Below are 19,920 nucleotides of genomic sequence, written 5' to 3' on the forward strand. Positions count from 1 at the left end.
TGACGTCCACCATCATCCAATAAGGAGTGATCCACCTTGTTCAAGAAGCAAATCGCCGCGCAGCTCTATACGCTCCGCGACTATGTGAGAACTGCCGAGGAGCTCGACGAAACGCTGCGGAAAGTAAAAGCGATCGGCTACGACGCCGTACAGCTATCCGGTATCGGCCCGATTGCACCGGAGGAAGTTGCCAGCATTTGCGCACGTCATGGTCTGACGATCTGCGCGACGCATGTGCCGTATGAGCGACTGCTGGACGATCTGGATGGGCTCATTGCCGAGCACCAATTATGGAATTGCAAATACATCGGCTTAGGCGGGCTGCCGCAGCAGTATCGCGCTAGCCGCGAAGGCTATGAAGAGATGGCGGCAATTCTCTGCGGTATCGGAAAGAAGCTCGCAGCTGCAGGCCTTGAGCTGGTGTATCACAACCATAAGTTTGAGTTCGAGAAGTTCGGAAGCGGCGGCGTAACAGGCATGGATATCCTTCTTGATGGCTCAACCCCGCAAGGACAACCAGCTGCTTACAGCCTCGAGCTGGATACGTACTGGGTGCAGGCAGGAGGAGCCGATCCGGTTGCATGGATTCGCAAGTCCGAGCGGATGAAGGTCATCCATCTCAAGGACATGGCGATCTTGAACGATCAGCAAGTGTTCGCAGAGATTGGCGAAGGCAATCTGAACTGGCCGGCCATTATTGAAGCATGCCGTGAGATTGCCGTCGAATGGTATGTCGTGGAGCAGGATACATGCCAGCGCGACCCGTTCGAGAGCTTGGCGATCAGCTACAAAGCGCTGCAGCAATGGGTTTATCAGGAGGAGGAGCTAAAGGGCGATGTCACTGTTTAATCGAAATGACGGCATGAATTACGCGCCGGTATCCATCGTGAAGCCGTCGCCTGTGTGCGGCCCGGGAGAGTTTGTCTTCGCGGCAATGGCGCTCGATCACGGCCATATCTACGGGATGACGAACGGACTGCTGGAAGCAGGCGGTACGATCAAATGGGTGTACGACGCTGATCCGGCGAGAGTCGAGCAGTTCCGTAAGAGCTTCCCGCAGGCGCAAGTCGCCTCATCCCCAGAAGTGATTCTTGAAGATCCAGAGGTGCGTCTCGTTGCAGCCGCTGCCATTCCTTCCGAGCGCGGAGCATTAGGCGTGAAGGTAATGAACCACGGCAAGGATTATTTTACGGATAAAACGCCGTTCACCTCGCTCGACCAGCTTGAAGCGGCAAAATCAGCGGCAGAATCCACCGGGCGCAAATATATGGTGTATTATAGCGAACGGCTGCATGTCGAGAGCGCGATCTACGCGGGCAGGCTCATTCAGGATGGCGCCATCGGGCGCGTCCTGCAGGTTCTCGGCACGGGTCCGCACCGGTTGAACAAAGCTTCGAGGCCTGACTGGTTCTTCCGCAAGGAGCAGTACGGCGGCATTCTCTGCGATATCGGCAGCCATCAGATCGAGCAGTTTCTGTACTTTGCTGGCTGCAAGGACGCAACGGTTGCCCACAGCAAGGTTGCCAATTACAGCAACCCGGACTATCCGGAGCTGGAGGATTTTGGCGATGCAACGCTTGTCGGGGATAACGGGGCGACGAATTATTTTCGCGTGGACTGGTTCACTCCGAACGGCCTTGGCACTTGGGGTGACGGCAGAACGACAATCCTCGGCACGGACGGCTACATCGAGCTGCGCAAGTATATTGATGTCGGGCGCGAGAAGACCGGCGATCACGTCTATCTCGTCAACCACGAGGGCGAGCATCATCTGTCTGTCGGCGGTCAAATCGGATTTCCTTTCTTCGGGGAGCTCATCTTGGATTGCTTGAACCGGACGGAGAACGCGATGACGCAGGCACATGCCTTCAAAGCAGCAGAGCTTTGTCTGCTCGCGCAAAATAAAGCGATCCGTATCTAGCAAAACTGGTACTGAAATTCGGAGCGGCATGATAAAATCAGTTCATATGTACTTCACTATGGAGGGGAACTAAGTGCCGCTCACGATGCAATGGCAACAGCCGATCGAGCTCATGTATCGGAACGATCAACCGATGCCTGGTGCTCAATTCCATTCGCATGCCTTCTATGAACTGTATTATTTTCAAGAGGGCGAGTGCAATTACTTGATCGGCGATAAGCTGATAACGCTTCAGCCTGGTGATTTGATTCTCATGCATGGGATGACGCTTCACTGTCCCAACCCGTCTCCGCATAAGCCTTACATTCGCACGATCATTCATATGGATCCGGCCTACATACATAAAGTGCTTCAAGCGGACACCGCCGCGATGCTGCTTAGACCTTTCGAGGAGCTGCGCAACATCCGCATCTCGCTTAGCCCGCGCGACCAAGCGGAACTCGAAGGGCTGCTTGAAGAGATGAACCAGCTCTATCTGCGCAAGAGCGAGTCCGGCGTGCGAACCGCCTATGACCGCTTCGTGCTGCGAGTCGTCGAGCTGCTGCATCTCGTTCGCGATTGGTGCAGCGAGCCGGCCTATGAGCGCGATCACCGCTCTCTGAAGGAGCAGCATGTGCAGAGCGTCATCTCGTACTTGGAAGACCATTATCTGGAGGAGATCACGCTTGATCATATCGCAAGCGCGCTTCACCTCACCAAGCCGTATCTGTCCAATTTGTTCAAAGATGTGACAGGTACGACCGTTTTCAAATACTTATACAACCGGCGAATCAATCAGGCCAAAATGCTGTTTCGGCTCGAGCCCCGCCAGTCCGTATCGGAAGTGTGCCGTGCAGTCGGCTTTCACCATCTGGCTCATTTCAGCAGGTTGTTCAAGACGACAGTGGGCGCAAGTCCTGAGACGTACCGGAGAAAGATGCTTCAGTATGTAATGGAGCATTAGCTTAAGCATCAAGCATTGGCCTGTCTGCCCGCCGCCGGTTCCCATCGGAGGCGGTTATCATCGCACAAGCTAGCCCATTATTTGACCTAACCGGCCGCACCGCGGTCATCATTGGCGCTGCCAGCACACTCGGCAGCGTTATGGCTGAGGCGCTTATCGATCACGGCGCGCACGCGGCACTAGTCGTGCGCGATCCCGAGAAGGCGGAGCCGAAGCTGCAAGCGCTGCTGGCAACGGGCCGCGCGGCGTTGTTCCAGGCGGACGCCGCTGTGAAGTCGGATCTCGAGCGAGTTCTCGGCGAGATCATCGCGTGGTCGCCGTCAGGGCAGGCGAATATCCTGCTGCACACGGCAGGCACGAACAGCGCGACCCCATTCTTCGAGATTACCGAAGAAGAATGGGATCGCATCATGGACGTCAACGCGAAGAGCGTCATGCTCACCTGCCAGGTGTTCGGCAGGTCGATGATCGACGCCGGCGCTGGCGGCAGCATCATTACGGTCAGCTCGGTCTCATCAGGACCGCCGCTGTCCCGTGTCTTCACGTATTCGGCGTCGAAGCATGCCGTGAACAGCATGACGCAGTTTCTGGCGCGCGAATTCGCGCCGCACGGCATCCGCGTTAATGCCATTGTGCCGGGGTTCTTCCCGGCGGTGCAGAATCGCGCGATTCTGTCGGAGGAGCGGGTAAGCAGCATCATGGGGCATATGCCGATGAAGCGCTTCGGAGACCCGAAGGAGCTGCAAGGCGCGGCCGTTTGGCTTGCTTCCGATGCGGCGTCCAGCTACGTGACCGGCTCGCTCATTCGAGTGGATGGCGGCTACGGCGCAATGACCATATAACGTGAATATCCGGCTCGTTTCTGCTGCATAGCAGAAGCGGGCCGATTTTTTTTTGCAGGGGCAGTGAACAAATCGGCATACCTGTACGTCATATTGGCGACAACGAACATAAAGACATAAGAAGGAGCTAGGGCATGAACACAGTACAGCCGCCAGTTGAAGACGAGCAGCTGATCAAGCGCGCGGTTCGCGGAGACGAGCATGCGCTGGCGAGTTTGCTGCACAGCCATTATCCGATGCTGTACCGATACATGCTGAAGGTGACGATGAACAAGGCGCTAGCGGAAGATCTGGTTCAGGATACGATGCTGAGAGCGATTGAGCGAATCCATAGCTTTCAGCGAAGAAGCAAGTTTTCGACATGGCTAATCTCGATTGCGACAAGGCGGTACTTGGATGAGATGCGCAAGCAGAACCGGGAGAAGCGATGGCAGACCGAAGAACAGGCTCTGCATGCCATACGATATGATGCCGCGATGCAGCAGCAAGATTGGCCGGATGCCCTCGATGCGCTCGGCGCGTTGTCTTATGAACTCCGGGTACCGATCTTATTGAAATATTATTACGGCTACGCCTATGAGGAAATTGCTGTATGGCTCGAGATTCCGGTCGGGACCGTGAAATCCAGGCTGCATAACGGATTAAAGCAATTGAGGAAGGAGCTGAACGACGAATGAGAAAGCGCGAAGATAAGAATCTTCCGGCGCAAGAGAAGGAGAAAGAGGGGGAGCTGGAGCAAACAACGGAGCAAGCACTGGAAAAGGATTACCGCGAGCTGCTCGCCCCTCACGTTGAGCAATGGGATCGGTCCATCGCACCACCGAATCCGCCTTCGCTTGCCGCTCTAACTACGCTTGTCGGCGAGCGTAATAAAGCGCAGAAGCAGCGATACTGGAAGGAGCTGGCGTTGCTCTGGCTGATTGGCGCACTCATGCTGAGCGGGCTGTTGCTTATCTGGCACAGCAGCATTGTCTTATTCGCAATTGTGCAAGGCACAGCTTTTGTGGCAGCAGCTGTGTTCCTGACCGTGAGCGGCGTGAATCGCAGAGAGAGGCGGAGACGCGAATGGCAGGAATGAAGCTTGTCCTCCTTCTTGTTGGAATCGCAATTCTGCTGATCGGCCAATCCTCTTGGCTGTTTACGGATGCGCGGAAGCATAGCAGATATCCATGGTTCTGGGGAATATGGGGACTCATCCAGTTTCCGATGCCTCTTCTGTTCTATCTAGCAATCGTACGGGTAGACTGGAGCCGATTTCGTAAGAGAAAGGGAGATTAGAAGATGGATCAACTTACAACTACACAGCTGATGACGATCATTTTACCGCTTGCGATCGTTCAGCTTCTTCTGATGATTACAGCAATCGTCGTATGCGCTCGGGCGGAACAGACAAGAGGACCCAAGTGGATGTGGATTCTTATCATCGTGCTGGTCAATATCATCGGTCCGGTCTTGTTCTTCCTTATTGGAAGAAAGCAAACGTAAGATAGGGGTTATACGTGATGGTGAAACTTCTCGAGGTTCATAAGCTTACCAAACAGTTCGGCAGCAGCTCAGCCAAAGCACTGCAGGATGTCTCCTTCTCGCTCGGGGAAGGGCGCTGCACTGCGCTCCTTGGACCGAACGGCGCTGGCAAAACGACGACGATCCGCATGCTGACCGGGCTGCTCGCTCCTACATCGGGAAGCATTCGCTTCCGAGATGTGCCGCAAGGAGCGGATCACCGCGCGCTAATTGGATACTTGCCGCAGACGCCTGCTTTTCACGGCTGGATGAGCGGCTTGGAATTTGCCCAGTACGCGGCTGAACTGTGCGGCATGGGGAGACGCGAAGCGTCTCAAAGAAGCGCCGAGCTGCTGGAGCGAGTCGGAATTAGCGCAGCTGGCAAACGGCGCATCGCCGGCTATTCCGGTGGCATGAAGCAGCGCCTCGGACTAGCGCAGGCGCTCATCCACCGTCCGAAGCTGCTTATTCTGGACGAGCCGGTGTCCGCATTGGACCCGATCGGGCGTCGCGATGTAATGGAACTGCTCGGCGAGCTGAAGCGGGAGACGACGATCCTATTCTCGACGCATGTGCTGCACGATGCGGAGGAGTTGTGCGATGATGTGCTCATTATGGAGAGCGGACGCATCGCGGTTCAAGGACCGCTAAGCACAATCCGCGCGGAGAATCGTGATCCGGTTCTGCTGCTCGAAATCGAGAATGACTCGGCATCAGGATCTCGTGAGGCGCTGGCGCAATGGCTGCAAGAGATTGCTCCTCCGACAGCAGCTGAACCATGCATCGTGCGTTACGAAATCGATCCGCTCAACAGCTGCGCAGCAAAGCTAATCGTGCGTGACATTAATGAAGCAAGGCGCATCGTGCTGACCCGGTTGCTCGAAGCGAACCTCCCGGTAACAAGGCTGGAAGTCGGCTATTCAACATTGGAGGATCTCTTCATGAAGGTGGTGAATCGCAAATGACTATGGGATTAAGGCAGTGGCTTGTCCTGTATCGCAAAGAACAGCTGGAGCTGCTACGCAGCTATAAGCTGTTATGGGTGCCGCTTGTGTTTATTCTGTATGGCGCGATGCAGCCGGTTACGTCCTATTTTCTGCCGGACATTCTTGCGCATGCCGGGAACTTGCCGCCTGGGGCTGTCATTTCCATTCCTAAGCAGGCGGCTCCCGAAGTGATGGCTCAGACGCTGGGGCAGTTCAACTCGATCGGCGTCCTTATTCTGGCCCTCTCGGTCATGGGTATCATCTCTGCAGAACGATCAAGCGGTTTAACGAGCATGATTCTCGTAAAACCAATCTCCTATCTCTCTTACGTTACGGCCAAATGGGCAGCAATGGCGCTGCTCGTCATCGCTGCTTTCGCGGGGGGCTTCGGCGCTGCGCTGTACTATACGACGGTTTTATTCCATTCCGTCGACTGGCAGAGCAGCATGTGCGCCTATCTGCTATTCAGCCTGTGGCTCTGCCTTGCGGGCTCGCTGACGCTGTTCTTTAGCTCATGGCTGCGAAGCGGAGCAGCAGCTGCGGCTTGTGCGCTTGGCGTGGCGGCGCTGCTCGCATTGACCGCTTCTGCTTTTCCGCATGAGCTCGCGTTTAGCCCGGGAATGCTGCCGCACTTGGCGTATTCGCAATACGACGCTGCTGCGAGTAATCAGTACCTGGCAGCAAGCGTCATGACTACTCTTTTACTCATGCTCGCCTTACTTGTCGCTGCATCCGCGCTGCTTCGCAAACGCCCTTCTCTAGATGCCCTCTAGCAATCTCGCTCTATTGGACTTCACTCCTTTTTTTTAGTAGGATAGAAGGATAGAGCTTTGGTTAAAGGTGACGGGAGTGGTTGTACATGTTTAAGCTAGGCCAGCGTGTTGTAATTATGTCGGACCTTTTTGAACAGGGGCTTCCGGTAGGGGAATATGGCTATATCATCGCGTATGACCGCAATGCGGACAATGTGTTTGATTATGTAATTCGGGTTCCGAAAGCGAACCGTAATTTCTATGTGACTGCTGCGGATGTGGAGCTTGAAGAAGTGCTGGTACGACTTGAAGTGGATCGTTTGGAGCGAGAAGCGCTTATCGACTTTGCACTGGCGACGCATAATGAAGAGCTGTTCAAGCGTATTATGAACGGTGACGGCGAGGATGCCGAAGAGGAAGAAACAGAAGGCGAGCCTCAGACACGGGAAGAATTTATTCGCCAAGTGCATTTGAAGGCTTGGATTTAACGAACTAGATAAAAAGGCTGATGCTGGGATTAACCAGTGTCAGCCTTTTTTGCGCTAAGCAATTCTTTTTTTCTAATCTAATATCATCTAATCTACCTAATCTATGCGCCTCTCGCATCCTGCTCAATCCGTTCAGCGAACTCGCGATATTTCTGCACGACATGCGTCGGCTCCTTGCGGATGCGCCATAAAGCGGAGACCGACTCGCGAACTGCAGCGAAGAAGCTTGGGGCGGCGGCAGGACAATCCTGCTTGATCTCATCGTGAAGCTTCGGCAAGTTGTAATACGGAACCATCGGGAACATATGGTGTTCCATATGGTAGTTCATGTTCGTGTACAGAAACCGGAGAATCGGATTTGTATAGAAGGTCCGGCAGCAGAGCCGGTGATCTAGTTTATCTTCATACAACCCCATATGCTGAGTTACATTCAGCACGGTCATCAGGAAGGAACCGTAGTAAGCGGGCAATCCGACGAACATAAGCGGCAGAATACTATGCATGTAGAAGCAAAGTCCAATTAAGGCCAAGAACACGCCGATAAATATCCGTGCCTCCCAGATAAGCTTGCCATACTGACTTTCCGGTATAAGTTCTTTCTCGTCCTTATTCAGACGGCCGATGGCATGCTGGAACAATGTTTTTGGCGTATTGCCCTTCACATCTTCAATTCGAAAAGCTGCCCGAATTAGCTGGCTGAACTTCGGCGGACGAGGGGCCATAATTTCCGGATCGCTGCCGACGATATACGTGTCCGTATGATGCCTGACATGGCTCCAGCGGAAGTTCGTCGCTTGCACGAGGATGAGGAACGAAGTGAATTGATAGACCACTTCATTAGGCCAGCCGGTTCGGAACGGTGTTCCGTGGCTGTATTCATGCCATTTGGAGACAGAGCCAACGAAGTAAACGGTGCCGTATAAGGCAAAAGCGGGGATAGCCCACCAAGTGCCCCAAGATAGAAACGCGATATAACCGGTCCCAATAATAGCGGCAAGATAGAGCAAGATATCTCTCAGCGCCGGGCCGTTCCGCCTCACCATTAGCTCCTTCAATCGTTTCCGTGGAATTGCACATTTGTACCAATCGGCCGACACGAGCCCCTTCTCCATCGCATGGAACCGCTCGGGACCTGTAATGCTATAATCTCGTTTTGCAGCAGTATCACTCATCGGAACGCTCCGCTCCTTATCATCTAAAGTGGCAACGCTTACTTTCTAGTGTAAGGGAATGAAGCGCGTGAAGCTTTCCGAAAATTACGTGAGAGGATTTGACACATGAACAGCCGTGAACAGCGCACTCCATAGAAAAAAGCCGCCCGCCTGCCACAAGAGACAGAGGAACGGCCATTTCATCAATCCAATTCAATTCAATCCGTTAAGTATACTTCCCGATTACGCACTTGTCGTTGAAGTTGTAGCGCTAGTGTCGCCATCCTTCACGTGCTTCTGCATGATATGGAATTTACGCTCGATCTTGTTGTTCACCAAATTCGTTGCTAGCTCATCCGCTTTCGCAATTTGTGCATCCGCCTGCTCCTGCGTCAATTTGCCCGCTTTTACAGCTGCATTCAGACCGTCCACGATCGTTTGCTTCACGGCTGTGATGACATTTTGCACGCCTACGCCTTTATCCTTCGCAACATCTGCTAGTGTCTTGCCGGAAGCTAGCGCTGTCTTCAGGTCATCAACGTTCATGCTAAGCGCTGTTGCAGCATAAGTCAGAGCGTTGCTGTCAAGTCCGAATTGACCGCCCATCTTCACGCGGGAGCCTTTGCCGTTCACTGTGTTTTCCGCGATCTTCGCTGCATTTGCAATCGCTTTGTCCGCTTGATCCTGTGTGAGGTTGCCTGCTGTGACGGATGCATTCAGATCGTTGACGATCGCTTGCTTCACGGCGTCGATGACCTTCTGCACGTCCACGCTTTTATCCTTTGCAAGGTCTGCCAACGATTTGTCGCCGGATTTCAGCGCCGTGTTCACATCGTCCGCTGTCATGCCGAGAACGGGGGCTGCCGCTGCGTTAATATCTGTTTTGCTCTCGAAGTGGAAGCCTTCATTGCCCCGGAATCCCATGCCGAAGCCGCCTTTGCCCTTACCGCCATGCCCGCCCAGCATTGCACCGGAATCGCTGTCAACAAGCTTGTCGAGGTTGTCCGTGAAATTTTGCTTCGCAGTCGCTTGCTGTTTATCGAAAGCTGCAGTCAGCGCTTGCTTCAATGCGTCGCGAGATACGCCTTGCTCATCAGCAACCTGCGCGAGTGTCTTGCCGGCAGCCAGCTTCTCTTTTAGCGCTGCAGCATCCAGCTTGAGCAGATCAAGCACTTCTTGGCTCACTGCGCCGCCGAAACCAACCTTTTGCTCGAAGCGAACATTGAATTTGCCGTTCTCCGAGCCTTGCTGCTGGGTAGTTGTAGGCGTGATCGTTGTCGTCGTAGTAGAAGTAGAGTTTGTTGCTGCGTACGCGCTCAGCGGTATCATCACCGCAATGGCTGCTGTTAGTCCAATCGCTTTCATCGTTTTGTTCATTATTGTTTCCTCCTGTTTTTTGGGAATGGAGTTGGTTACGAGACCCAGTATGTACGCCTAACCTTAAATAAAGCTGAAATAATCTATAGTGCACCCTTAGCTCCAGATGAAGATTCTCTTCATATTCGGTAACCTTTTGCCGCTTCCGCTCATGCGCTTTATCATTGAGTTTGAACGACCGCTTACGTTATAATAGGTAGAATATGTGCAAAATGGTTAGAAAGGACGGGACATGAAACGATGAGCATTACGATCAAAGATGTTGAGCATGTGGCCAATCTGGCCCGGCTGGAGCTTTCCGAACAGGAGAAAGAGCAGTTTAACGGTCAGTTGAATGCGATTCTCAAATACGCAGAGAAGCTGAACGAGCTAAATACAGATGATGTAGAGCCGACCAGCCATGTGCTGCCGGTATATAATGTGATGCGCGATGATGTCATTAAACCTTCGGTTTCCAATGAAACGGCGCTGCGCAATGCACCAGACGAAGATGACGGCCAGTTTAAAGTGCCGGCTGTATTGGAATAAGAGTTTTACGAGATACGCTTATATAGCGAAAGGAGGAAAGGCTGTTGGCACTCTTTGATTTACGCCTTCAAGACGTACATAGCAAGTTAAGAACGAAAGAGCTGTCGGCTCTTGACCTCGTAGAGGCTTCCTACGCGCAAATTGCGAAGACGGATGAATCCATTAAAGCCTTTTTGACATTGAACGAAGATGGCGCGCGCAAGGCTGCGGCTGAGCTGGACAGCACATTGCAAGCAGGCGGAGAGCAAGGACTGTTGTTCGGTCTCCCAGCCGGCATTAAAGATAACATCGTAACCGAAGGGATCACGACAACTTGCGCGAGCCAGTTCCTGCGCAATTATGATCCCATTTATGATGCTTCGGTCGTGAAGAAGCTGAAGGCAGCGCAGTCGATTACGATCGGCAAGCTGAACATGGACGAGTTCGCGATGGGCGGCTCGAACGAGAACTCAAGCTTCTTCCCGACTCGCAACCCGTGGAATACTGAATATGTGCCGGGCGGCTCAAGCGGCGGTTCCGCAGCATCCGTTGCTGCTGGACAAGTCTATTTCTCGCTTGGCTCCGACACAGGCGGTTCGATCCGTCAGCCTGCGGCATACTGCGGTATCGTTGGCCTCAAACCAACTTACGGCCTCGTGTCGCGTTTCGGTCTCGTAGCGTTCGCTTCATCGCTTGACCAGATCGGTCCGCTGACGAAGAACGTTGAAGATTCCGCTTATGTGTTGCAAGCCATTGCCGGCTATGATCAGAGCGACTCCACTTCGGCGAATGTGGAAATTCCCGATTATGTCGGCGCGCTCTCCGGTGATGTTAAAGGGCTTCGCATCGGAGTGCCTAAGGAATATATGGGCCAAGGCATTGACCCGGCTGTCAAAGAAGCTGTGCTTGCAGCGCTGAAACAGTTCGAGAGCCTCGGCGCAACATGGGAAGAAGTGTCGATGCCGCATACCGAATATGCGGTTGCAACTTACTACCTTCTCGCTTCTTCCGAAGCATCGTCCAACCTGGCGCGTTTCGACGGCGTCCGTTACGGCGTTCGCGCAGAGAACCCGGACAATCTGCTTGACCTGTACCGCAAATCCCGCAGCCAAGGCTTCGGTCCTGAAGTAAAGCGCCGGATTATGCTTGGTACGTATGCACTCAGCTCTGGCTATTATGATGCTTATTATCTGAAAGCACAGAAGGTCCGCACGCTGATCAAGCAGGACTTCGACAATGTGTTTAAAGACTTTGACCTCATTATCGGGCCGACTGCGCCGACAACGGCTTTCCGCATCGGTGAGCAAGTGGGCGATCCGCTCACGATGTATTTGAACGATATTTGTACGATTCCGGTCAGCCTTGCTGGCGTTCCGGCGATCAGCGTGCCTTGCGGCTTCGCAGACGGCCTGCCAATCGGCCTGCAAATTATCGGCAAAGCGTTCGACGAGCGCACGGTGCTTCGCGCCGCGCATGCGTATGAGCAGCACACTGAGCATCACAAACAGCGTCCGCAGCTATAAGATACGCGGATGCCAATGAAGCAGGAGGGCTAAGAGATGTTTGAACCGAACCAATATGAAACGGTCGTCGGGCTGGAAGTGCACGTCGAGCTCCACACGAAGAGCAAGATCTTCTGCGGCTGCTCCACGTCCTTCGGCGCCCCGCCGAATACACATACATGCCCGATCTGTCTCGGGCACCCTGGCGTGCTGCCGGTGTTGAACCGTCAGGCGCTTGAATATGCGATGAAGGCTGCAATGGCGCTCAACTGCCAAATCGCCGACATTAGCAAGTTCGACCGCAAGAACTATTTCTACCCGGATTCGCCAAAAGCATACCAAATCTCGCAATTCGACAAGCCGATCGGCGAGCATGGCTGGATCGACATTGAAGTGGACGGCAAGACGAAGCGCATCGGCATTACTCGCCTTCACCTTGAAGAAGATGCGGGCAAGCTGACGCATATCGAAGGCGGCTTCGGCTCCCTTGTGGACTTCAACCGTGTCGGTACGCCGCTCGTTGAGATCGTTTCCGAGCCGGACATCCGTACGCCTGAAGAAGCGAAGGCTTACCTTGAGAAGCTCAAAGCAATCATGCTCTATTGCGACGTTTCCGACGTGAAGATGGAGGAAGGCTCGCTTCGCTGCGACGCCAACATCAGTCTCCGTCCTTACGACCAAGAGCAATTCGGCACACGTGCCGAGCTGAAGAACATGAACTCGTTCCGCGGCGTTCAGCGCGGTCTCGAGTATGAGCAAATGCGCCAAGCAGACATTCTGGATAGCGGCGGCAAAGTCGTGCAAGAAACGCGCCGCTGGGATGAGACGCAAGGGAAGACGTTCTCCATGCGCTCCAAGGAAGAAGCGCATGACTATCGCTACTTCCCGGACCCAGATCTCGTGCAGATGCATATCGACGACGAGTGGAAGGAACGCGTGCGCGCGTCGATTCCGGAGCTGCCGGATGCGCGCCAAGCTCGCTACTCCGCGGAGTTTGGGCTCCCTTCGTACGACGCAGGCGTTATCACGTCCTCGAAGAAGCTCGCAGATTTCTTCGAAGAATCCCTTCAATATACGAAGGATGCCAAAGCCGTTTCCAACTGGATTATGGGCGACCTGCTCGGTTATTTGAACGCTGGCGGTCTTGAGCTTGATGATATCAAGCTGACAGGCCAAGGTCTCGGCGAGATGATCGGTCTGATGGAGAAAGGGACGATCAGCAGCAAGATTGCGAAGACAGTGTTCAAGGAAATGCTTGAGACTGGCAAGCGACCGCAGCAAATCGTCGAAGAACAAGGGCTTGTTCAGATCAGTGACGAAGGCGCAATTGCCGAAGTGGTTGACCGCATCGTAAGCGGCAATCCGCAGTCGGTGGAAGATTTCAAAGCCGGCAAAGAGAAGGCAATCGGCTTCCTCGTCGGTCAAGTTATGAAAGAAACGAAGGGCAAAGCGAATCCAGCGCTTGTTAACAAGCTGCTGCTTGAGCGCCTGAATCAATAGGCTTCACCATAAAGTGAGAGGCATGTCCGCCAAGCGTGGACATGCCTCTTTTGCATGGCAATAAATGTGATACAATATGTACTACATAATAACGACAGGATGAAGGAGAAGAAGGAGGCATGCCAATGCGTGAGCGTTCATGGAGTGCGTTCTTTGCGCCGCTGTTTGCATTTATCGTCCCTGGCGGCGGACATTTGGCGCTGGGCAAACATTTGACAGGGCTGCTCCTGCTTCTCGGGACGCTGACGGATATAGCTGCGATGATTCGTTTCGCCGATGAAGGCGGCGGCAAATTTGCGCTGCTTATTATTTTCCTTGGCCTTGCATTGCCATTCTTCTGGTTCTACAGCGTCTTCGATACGCTGCAATTAGCCGCCAAGCTGCGCATCTCTGATTCCGCGGGCAGCGAGGAGGCAACATCGCTTCCGCGGGCGAATGTGTTCGTCACTGCGCTGCAAGGAGTTGGCGTCATCGGACTGGCGCTTATCCTGCTCTGGCTCGTGCAAGCCCCCGAAGCGCTGCTCGCTGCGCTTGATGATGTAGGATCATACGCCCCTGGAGCGGGCTTGATCATTCTTGGGCTCTTCGCGGCATCAAGGAAGAAGAATGCGATGTTCAGGCTAGGCCGCTTTACCGCAGCCGCAATAATGATGACGATAGGCGCATTCCTGCTCTGGGACCAAATCCGAGGTCGCAACGATATCGAGCTTCTCGGTAAGTGGTGGCCAGCTGCTTTTGTCATCCTCGGCATAGAGATGGTCGTGCTTAGCCTTGTGTACCGTACAGCTACGAGGAAGCCGGCCTTTGATATCGGCGGTGCCGTGCTCGCAACAATAATTGCCGTTACCGCTTTCGGCGTGACGCAGTATGCTTCAATGCCATTTCGCTGGCTGGACGAATTCAAGGTGAATTTGACCGGTACGAGCGGATATAGCGAAGAGAAAGGTTTTCAATATAATAAGGGTCTGATGAGCGAGGTGCTGCAGTCCGACTCCATAAGCGTTGCGATCAAGAACCCGAATGGTAAAGTGATTGTGAGGCGCGGTGATGTTCTTGCAATCACGGTAGAGACGGTCATGTGGGTTGATTCGGCTGATAAGGCAGAAGCTGACGAAGTTGCGGAGAAGTCGATTGTCACAATGAACGGCGGCAAGAAAATAGAAATCGAGGCGAAAGGCCATCCCTACGGTGCTAATGGCAACCGTATACCGCGTATGAATATGATAGTGACGATACCATCGCAATCCATTTTTGGCAGCCCGCAAGCAACAATAACGTCGCCTGGATCGTCTACGAATAATAATGCGACAGCTGGCACCAACACGGCGTCTGATCAGACAGCTGAACTTGAACCAGAGCTTAGCCTCGACATTATGAATGGCTCCGTTGATATTTCTGGTCTCAATCTGCCCGGGGGTCTCCGTATCCGAGCAACATATGGGGAGCTTACGCTACGCAATCTCACAGGACCTGTTGACGCCGAGACGAAGAACGGAGGCATTGCCGTCTCCGATTTGCAAGGAGATTCTATGTTGAGCGCGTTTAACGGTAACATTAAGTTGGTGCAAGCTACCGGTTCTGTGCAGGCTTCTACGCAAAGCGGCGACATCGAGCTGCGGCAAATTACTGGGGATATCGAGACGGACACGAAGAATGGCCAGATTACGATTAAGGAAGCCTCAGGCGCAATTAAGGCAGATACGCTCAATGGTGATATTGGAGTGGCTAGTGCTGCCGTTGGCGGTGACTGGGATATTGACAGTTCTATAGGTGAGATCCGCTTGCAGCTTCCTGTACAGGGCAATTATTCCGTTAACGGCTCTGTTACATTTGGAGATGTTTCGAGCGACTTGCCGCTTACGATCAGCAAGAAGACGATTCGTGGAAACATCGGCGCAGGCACGTTTCGGATCAATATAAATGCGAACAGCAGCATACTGGTAAATCGTTACAAATCATAAAATGATTTTCCACTTCATTGACAAAATGAAAAGCATCCACGTAAAATGGTTCTAACAAAGCGGAAAGGACGTGCCAATATGGGTGCAACCGTTGAACAAGCACTAGAACAATTAAAAAGCACCGGCGTTCGTATGACCCCGCAGCGTTATGCTATCTTAAGCTATCTTATGCATGCCATGACTCATCCCACTGCAGATGAAATTTATAAGTCGCTTTCGCCTTCGTTCCCTAGTATGAGCGTTGCGACCATTTATAATAATCTCCGTCTGTTTGTTGAAGCAGGTCTTATTAGGGAACTGACTTACGGTGATGATTCAAGCCGATTCGATGCTGATTTGTCTGAGCATTATCATGCGATTTGCCGATCCTGCGGCACCATTGTAGATTTCGACTATCCGCCGCTGACAGATGTGGAAGCAGCTGCCTCCAAAGAAACCGGATTTCAGGTAGAAGGTCATCGCATGGAGATCTACGGCATTTGCCCAGATTGCATGGCGCGGCACAATCATTAATTGATACGATTATTTTGTAAGATCTGAACAGTTGAACCTGACGCGCGCCTGGGGAGTGGAAGACACCTTCATGCGCGTTTTTTATGCCCATATTCCGGGCGACACATATTGTTTACGATCAGGGAGGAGTGTTACCAAGTGGAACCCGTACGTTTCCGGCCCAGACAAAAGAGTGGCGGCTGGCTGAAATGGATTGTCGTGCTGAGCGGATTGCTCGCAATGCTAAGTGTGATTTGGGTAGGCTGGGAACGGCTGTCCCCTAACAATAAAGAAGTGAAGCCTGACTATGGTTCAGTGCATCCGATTCTCTATCATGGCGAGGCTGCCAATATCGGAGCATTAGTTGATGGAGACAACATCAGATTGCCATTGTCCTTTATTCATAATCAATTAGGGCTGGAGCAAGAGGTATACTTCGAGGACAAGACAGGCACGATCGTCATGACGAATGCTAATAAAGTGCTTCGTTTCAAGACGAATGCACTGACGGCGACGATGAACAAGGCGGCATATCCGCTTCGTATTGCGGCCGAAGTGAAGGACAAAGAGGTTTACTTGCCTACGACGCCGCTTGAAGAGCTTTATGGTTTACACATCGAATATAACAAAGATGCTGATATCGTCACGGTCATGCGTGCCGGAGACGCGGTACAGCGGGGGATCTCGCCTGCCGAGAGTGCAATTCGGACAAGCCCGTCCATTCATGCAGCAATCGTCAAGCGCCTGGCTCAGAAGGATGAGCTTCGCATTTGGGGCGAGAAGGATGGCTGGTACATCGTTCAGAGCATCGACGGCGTTGCCGGATACGCTCCGAAGAAGGCTATCGAGCTCACGGAACTCGAGCAAGTGAAGACGCAGCAGCAGCCGGCTCCTTATAATGCTTGGAAGGTCATCGGCAGCAAAATTAATCTGACTTGGGAGGCCGTTTACCAGCAGACGGTCGATACGAGCAAGATCAGCGACCTGACAGGAGTGAACGTCGTCTCGCCAACCTGGTTTGAACTGCTGGATGGCGAAGGTAATATTAAGAGCAAAGCGGATATGCATTATGTTCAGTGGGCGCATAATCGTGGTATGCAGGTGTGGGCTGTGTTCAGCAACAGCTTTGAGCCGGACCGGACCACGGCAGCGCTCGGCAGCGCGAATGCAAGACTTCAGATGATCCGCCAGCTGTCGGCATTTGCGGAGATGTATCAGCTTCAAGGAATCAATTTGGATTTTGAAAATGTAAACACGTCTGACAAGGCGAATCTTGTTCAGTTCGTGCGTGAGTTGACTCCGCTTATGCATGAACAAGGCGTCGTTGTATCTATCGACGTGACGCCGAAGTCGAACAGCGAGATGTGGTCCTTGTTCTTGGACCGTGCCGCGCTTGGCAAGACCGTCGATTACATGATGATTATGGCTTATGATGAGCACTGGGCGTCTAGTCCTGTCTCCGGTTCCGTAGCGTCTCTGCCTTGGACGGAGCAAGCGCTTAAGACCATTCTTGAAGAGGACGGCGTTCCGGCTAACAAGCTCGTGCTGGGCATGCCTCTTTATGCAAGGCTTTGGACCGAGAAGAAGGACGATAACGGCAAAACAAAGGTGTCTTCGAAGGCAATCGGGATGGACACCGTTAATGGAATCATTGCAGAGCGTAAACTGAAGCCGACCTTTGACGCAGATTCCGGTCAGCACTATGTGGAATATAAAGAAGACGGCGCACTTCAGCGCATCTGGATCGAAGATGGAACATCCATGAAATCACGCACCGCGCTCGCGAAGAAATACGGACTTGCTGGCGTTGCCACTTGGCAAAGACAGTTTTCGTCAGACGATATTTGGGGCATCATTAATCAATCATTGAAACAGCTGCCATAATGCTTATCTAAACAATAACGCCCTTCATGCGGTCCGGCGGACTCGCGTGAAGGGCGTTTCGTTTGTTTATGGAGTTAGACTTGCGGCTGTGTACTCTCTGCGATTTCCTCAGTCTCGTCTAGATCTGTCGCCTGCTTTGGATCAAGCGTCATCTTTGTTTTACAATACATACAGCGGTCTGTTTTGCCGAGCATTTTCGTTTGACGGTTGCATTCCGGACATGTGATGATGCGCGCGCTTGTGGAGAGCATGCCTGCCCAGAAGTAGACGCCTACGCTGGCCAGCATGGCAATCATCCCGATGACCATGAAGATTGCTGCGAATACTTTGCCTGCTTGTCCCCAGAATACAATCCCGGCCGTACCCAGTATCATTAGGCCCATGCCGAATAGCGTGAACAATAGGCCCCAGAGCCGAAATTCGTTAATTTTGCTTGATTTTCCAAACATGCCTTCAATCCTTTCTGACAGTTACCAGCGCTTTTCTATATAAGCTAAGCAGGAAAATGCGCAGACATTGTCGAACAACATATATAAACAACTGCGAAATCATTATAGCTTAAACGAATGCATGAAGCTATATGGAGGATAGACGTGGAGCATATAAAAGAACATTTTAAACAAAGTTTTGAACATAATGAGAACGTGATCAGCTTAGCCGCGATTGAGAACCCTTTTCCGTATAATCCGCTAATCGATGGTTTGGATCTTCTGCTGCTCGTTGTATCTTCAGTGGATGAACCAGATCGGGGCATTGAGCATGTCAGCTACGGCGGTGAACGAATTCAAATTCGTACCGTAAGTCCTTCTGTACTTGAGCAATGGACAGCAGGCGTGGAGAACCGAAGCATCATACAATGGCTCGCACAGGGGGAGATCCTATTGGATCGAGACAATTACTTGACGGATTTACGCGACAGCTTGTTGTCCTTCCCATCTTCCGTACGCGGACAGAAGGAGCTTGCCGAGTTCTCAAACTTTATTCGCACTTATCTGCAAGCGAAGCAAGATCTGGAAGACAACAACCTGCTTGATGCGTATACGCATATTCTTGCGGCGCTTCATCATTGGGCGCATATTGCACTTATAGAAGAAGGCGCTCATCCGGAGCTTACCGTATGGCGGCAGATGCGCAGGTTCAATCCCGGCATCTATAAGTTGTATGAAGAGCTAACCACTTCGCCTGAATCGTTGGAGAAGCGGGTGCAGCTTGTATTGCTTGCTTGTGAGTTCTCTGTGATGAGCAAAATGAAATCTTCCTGCGAGCTGCTCTTTACGATTCTATCCAGCCGCGAGGAGGCGTGGAGCGTAATGGAGCTTCAGCTTCATCCACTGCTTATGGATTTGCATATTGATTTATCGCTCTTGTTGCAAAAGCTGGTCAAACGGGGCTACATTCGCGAGGTCGCTTTTATGCCGTTAGCCGGTGATACGGAGGCTCTTGAACTGCGTTATCACAGCGTTTCATAAGGGAGGAATCGCAGGCTATAATGGCCTGCGATTTTTTTGTCGAAATATGCTTGACGAGCTATAGGGGGATGTGATAAATTCTTTATTACCGCCTCCGAGAAACGGACAAGTAGCCGCAAGGCTGGCAAGCGAGTAAGAAAAAGATTTAAAAAAAGTGCTTGCAATTGAACGTCCGGATGTGATATATTAATCAAGTCGCCGCTGAGACATGGGCGAATAAATGAAACGAATTTGTTCCTTGAAAACTGAACAATGAGCGACCTGTTAAAGGTCTTAAAACAAGCTAGTTTTTTGAATGAGCTAACAAGCAAATTCATGAATGATCTTCGGATCACTTTTATGGAGAGTTTGATCCTGGCTCAGGACGAACGCTGGCGGCGTGCCTAATACATGCAAGTCGAGCGGATCTTGTCCTTCGGGACAAGGTTAGCGGCGGACGGGTGAGTAACACGTAGGCAACCTGCCTGTAAGACCGGGATAACATTCGGAAACGGATGCTAATACCGGATATGCAACTAAGCTGCATGGCTGAGTTGGGAAAGACGGTGCAAGCTGTCACTTACAGATGGGCCTGCGGTGCATTAGCTAGTTGGTGAGGTAACGGCTCACCAAGGCGACGATGCATAGCCGACCTGAGAGGGT

21 protein-coding genes and 1 rRNA gene are annotated in these 19,920 nt (G+C 52.4%); 19 read left to right on the plus strand and 3 right to left on the minus strand.

Going from position 1 to position 19,920, the window contains the following annotated elements; genetic code table 11:
* Positions 1 to 36: 36 nt before the first annotated feature.
* From AC0YNX_RS22535 to AC0YNX_RS22585, 11 genes are all read left to right on the plus strand, one after another.
* Positions 37 to 849: a sugar phosphate isomerase/epimerase family protein gene (locus AC0YNX_RS22535; RefSeq protein WP_475817953.1), complete on the plus strand. Its 813-nt coding sequence runs from the start codon at positions 37 to 39 to the stop codon at positions 847 to 849.
* Positions 836 to 1,921 (plus strand): Gfo/Idh/MocA family protein, encoded by a 1,086-nt coding sequence (locus AC0YNX_RS22540; RefSeq protein WP_475817954.1) that lies wholly within the window; start codon positions 836 to 838, stop codon positions 1,919 to 1,921. The genes AC0YNX_RS22535 and AC0YNX_RS22540 overlap by 14 nt, the downstream gene beginning before the upstream one ends.
* 85 nt (positions 1,922 to 2,006) lie before the next feature.
* A complete protein-coding gene (locus AC0YNX_RS22545; protein WP_475817955.1) occupies positions 2,007 to 2,864 on the plus strand; it encodes an AraC family transcriptional regulator in 858 nt (285 codons plus the stop codon).
* Positions 2,865 to 3,004: 140 nt separating this feature from the next.
* Positions 3,005 to 3,706, plus strand: a complete 702-nt coding sequence (locus tag AC0YNX_RS22550) for an SDR family oxidoreductase (protein ID WP_475817956.1) — start codon at positions 3,005 to 3,007, stop codon at positions 3,704 to 3,706.
* Positions 3,707 to 3,840: 134 nt separating this feature from the next.
* Entirely contained in the window at positions 3,841 to 4,383 is a 543-nt protein-coding gene (gene sigY / locus AC0YNX_RS22555) for an RNA polymerase sigma factor SigY (RefSeq protein WP_475817957.1), read from the plus strand.
* On the plus strand, positions 4,380 to 4,784 hold the full coding sequence (locus tag AC0YNX_RS22560; protein WP_475817958.1) for a YxlC family protein: 405 nt from the start codon (positions 4,380 to 4,382) through the stop codon (positions 4,782 to 4,784). Before sigY ends, AC0YNX_RS22560 begins: the two co-directional genes overlap by 4 nt.
* Positions 4,772 to 4,984, plus strand: coding sequence for a hypothetical protein (locus AC0YNX_RS22565; RefSeq protein WP_475817959.1), 213 nt, complete (start codon positions 4,772 to 4,774; stop codon positions 4,982 to 4,984). Before AC0YNX_RS22560 ends, AC0YNX_RS22565 begins: the two co-directional genes overlap by 13 nt.
* A 3-nt stretch (positions 4,985 to 4,987) precedes the next feature.
* Positions 4,988 to 5,191 carry a PLDc N-terminal domain-containing protein gene (locus AC0YNX_RS22570; protein WP_475817960.1) on the plus strand — a complete coding sequence of 68 codons (204 nt, stop codon included), beginning with the start codon at positions 4,988 to 4,990 and terminating at the stop codon, positions 5,189 to 5,191.
* A gap of 17 nt (positions 5,192 to 5,208) precedes the next feature.
* Positions 5,209 to 6,174, plus strand: a complete 966-nt coding sequence (locus AC0YNX_RS22575; protein ID WP_475817986.1) for an ABC transporter ATP-binding protein — start codon at positions 5,209 to 5,211, stop codon at positions 6,172 to 6,174.
* Positions 6,171 to 6,968 (plus strand): ABC transporter permease, encoded by a 798-nt coding sequence (locus AC0YNX_RS22580; protein WP_475817961.1) that lies wholly within the window; start codon positions 6,171 to 6,173, stop codon positions 6,966 to 6,968. Before AC0YNX_RS22575 ends, AC0YNX_RS22580 begins: the two co-directional genes overlap by 4 nt.
* Positions 6,969 to 7,054: 86 nt before the next feature.
* Positions 7,055 to 7,435, plus strand: coding sequence for an ATPase (locus tag AC0YNX_RS22585; RefSeq protein ID WP_475817962.1), 381 nt, complete (start codon positions 7,055 to 7,057; stop codon positions 7,433 to 7,435).
* Positions 7,436 to 7,536: 101 nt separating this feature from the next.
* Here AC0YNX_RS22585 and AC0YNX_RS22590 read toward each other — a convergent pair whose 3' ends face one another.
* Complete coding sequence (locus tag AC0YNX_RS22590; protein ID WP_475817963.1) at positions 7,537 to 8,607, minus strand: fatty acid desaturase; 1,071 nt, start codon at positions 8,605 to 8,607, stop codon at positions 7,537 to 7,539.
* A 222-nt stretch (positions 8,608 to 8,829) separates the two neighbouring features.
* On the minus strand, positions 8,830 to 9,963 hold the full coding sequence (locus AC0YNX_RS22595; RefSeq protein WP_475817964.1) for a hypothetical protein: 1,134 nt from the start codon (positions 9,961 to 9,963) through the stop codon (positions 8,830 to 8,832).
* 240 nt (positions 9,964 to 10,203) lie between these two features.
* On the opposite strand from AC0YNX_RS22595, the gene gatC reads away from it, so the two are divergent.
* The 6 genes from gatC (at position 10,204) to AC0YNX_RS22625 (ending at position 17,809) form a co-directional block, all read left to right on the plus strand.
* On the plus strand, positions 10,204 to 10,491 hold the full coding sequence (gene gatC, locus AC0YNX_RS22600) for an Asp-tRNA(Asn)/Glu-tRNA(Gln) amidotransferase subunit GatC (protein ID WP_090581334.1): 288 nt from the start codon (positions 10,204 to 10,206) through the stop codon (positions 10,489 to 10,491).
* A gap of 44 nt (positions 10,492 to 10,535) precedes the next feature.
* Positions 10,536 to 11,993: an Asp-tRNA(Asn)/Glu-tRNA(Gln) amidotransferase subunit GatA gene (gatA, locus tag AC0YNX_RS22605; RefSeq protein WP_475817965.1), complete on the plus strand. Its 1,458-nt coding sequence runs from the start codon at positions 10,536 to 10,538 to the stop codon at positions 11,991 to 11,993.
* 36 nt (positions 11,994 to 12,029) lie between these two features.
* Positions 12,030 to 13,472, plus strand: a complete 1,443-nt coding sequence (gene gatB, locus AC0YNX_RS22610; RefSeq protein WP_475817966.1) for an Asp-tRNA(Asn)/Glu-tRNA(Gln) amidotransferase subunit GatB — start codon at positions 12,030 to 12,032, stop codon at positions 13,470 to 13,472.
* Positions 13,473 to 13,597: 125 nt separating this feature from the next.
* Positions 13,598 to 15,433: a DUF4097 family beta strand repeat-containing protein gene (locus AC0YNX_RS22615; protein WP_475817967.1), complete on the plus strand. Its 1,836-nt coding sequence runs from the start codon at positions 13,598 to 13,600 to the stop codon at positions 15,431 to 15,433.
* Between the two features lie 78 nt (positions 15,434 to 15,511).
* Positions 15,512 to 15,946, plus strand: coding sequence for a Fur family transcriptional regulator (locus tag AC0YNX_RS22620; protein ID WP_475817968.1), 435 nt, complete (start codon positions 15,512 to 15,514; stop codon positions 15,944 to 15,946).
* A gap of 138 nt (positions 15,947 to 16,084) precedes the next feature.
* Positions 16,085 to 17,809 (plus strand): glycosyl hydrolase family 18 protein, encoded by a 1,725-nt coding sequence (locus tag AC0YNX_RS22625; protein ID WP_475817969.1) that lies wholly within the window; start codon positions 16,085 to 16,087, stop codon positions 17,807 to 17,809.
* Between the two features lie 74 nt (positions 17,810 to 17,883).
* Here the strand turns inward: AC0YNX_RS22625 and AC0YNX_RS22630 are convergent, their stop codons facing one another.
* A complete protein-coding gene (locus tag AC0YNX_RS22630) occupies positions 17,884 to 18,258 on the minus strand; it encodes a YgzB family protein (RefSeq protein WP_475817970.1) in 375 nt (124 codons plus the stop codon).
* 144 nt (positions 18,259 to 18,402) lie between these two features.
* Here AC0YNX_RS22630 and AC0YNX_RS22635 point away from each other — a divergent pair, with 144 nt between their 5' ends.
* Complete coding sequence (locus AC0YNX_RS22635; protein WP_475817971.1) at positions 18,403 to 19,278, plus strand: nucleotidyltransferase-like protein; 876 nt, start codon at positions 18,403 to 18,405, stop codon at positions 19,276 to 19,278.
* A 336-nt stretch (positions 19,279 to 19,614) separates the two neighbouring features.
* Positions 19,615 to 19,920: ribosomal RNA gene (locus AC0YNX_RS22640) — 16S ribosomal RNA — on the plus strand; the annotation flags it as partial.

The sequence above is a fragment of the Paenibacillus sp. J31R98 genome (assembly GCF_056269245.1).

Excerpts from the sequence above, each read along its gene's own strand:
- AC0YNX_RS22540 (WP_475817954.1), top strand. The coding sequence starts at position 836 with ATGTCACTGTTTAATCGAAATGACGGCATGAATTACGCGCCGGTATCC.
- AC0YNX_RS22545 (WP_475817955.1), top strand. The coding sequence starts at position 2,007 with ATGCAATGGCAACAGCCGATCGAGCTCATGTATCGGAACGATCAACCG.
- AC0YNX_RS22550 (WP_475817956.1), top strand. The coding sequence starts at position 3,005 with ATGGCTGAGGCGCTTATCGATCACGGCGCGCACGCGGCACTAGTCGTG.
- sigY (WP_475817957.1), top strand. The coding sequence starts at position 3,841 with ATGAACACAGTACAGCCGCCAGTTGAAGACGAGCAGCTGATCAAGCGC.
- AC0YNX_RS22560 (WP_475817958.1), top strand. The coding sequence starts at position 4,380 with ATGAGAAAGCGCGAAGATAAGAATCTTCCGGCGCAAGAGAAGGAGAAA.
- AC0YNX_RS22565 (WP_475817959.1), top strand. The coding sequence starts at position 4,772 with ATGGCAGGAATGAAGCTTGTCCTCCTTCTTGTTGGAATCGCAATTCTG.
- AC0YNX_RS22570 (WP_475817960.1), top strand. The coding sequence starts at position 4,988 with ATGGATCAACTTACAACTACACAGCTGATGACGATCATTTTACCGCTT.
- AC0YNX_RS22575 (WP_475817986.1), top strand. The coding sequence starts at position 5,209 with ATGGTGAAACTTCTCGAGGTTCATAAGCTTACCAAACAGTTCGGCAGC.
- AC0YNX_RS22580 (WP_475817961.1), top strand. The coding sequence starts at position 6,171 with ATGACTATGGGATTAAGGCAGTGGCTTGTCCTGTATCGCAAAGAACAG.
- AC0YNX_RS22585 (WP_475817962.1), top strand. The coding sequence starts at position 7,055 with ATGTTTAAGCTAGGCCAGCGTGTTGTAATTATGTCGGACCTTTTTGAA.
- AC0YNX_RS22590 (WP_475817963.1), bottom strand. The coding sequence starts at position 8,607 with ATGAGTGATACTGCTGCAAAACGAGATTATAGCATTACAGGTCCCGAG.
- AC0YNX_RS22595 (WP_475817964.1), bottom strand. The coding sequence starts at position 9,963 with ATGAACAAAACGATGAAAGCGATTGGACTAACAGCAGCCATTGCGGTG.
- gatC (WP_090581334.1), top strand. The coding sequence starts at position 10,204 with ATGAGCATTACGATCAAAGATGTTGAGCATGTGGCCAATCTGGCCCGG.
- gatB (WP_475817966.1), top strand. The coding sequence starts at position 12,030 with ATGTTTGAACCGAACCAATATGAAACGGTCGTCGGGCTGGAAGTGCAC.
- AC0YNX_RS22615 (WP_475817967.1), top strand. The coding sequence starts at position 13,598 with ATGCGTGAGCGTTCATGGAGTGCGTTCTTTGCGCCGCTGTTTGCATTT.
- AC0YNX_RS22620 (WP_475817968.1), top strand. The coding sequence starts at position 15,512 with ATGGGTGCAACCGTTGAACAAGCACTAGAACAATTAAAAAGCACCGGC.
- AC0YNX_RS22630 (WP_475817970.1), bottom strand. The coding sequence starts at position 18,258 with ATGTTTGGAAAATCAAGCAAAATTAACGAATTTCGGCTCTGGGGCCTA.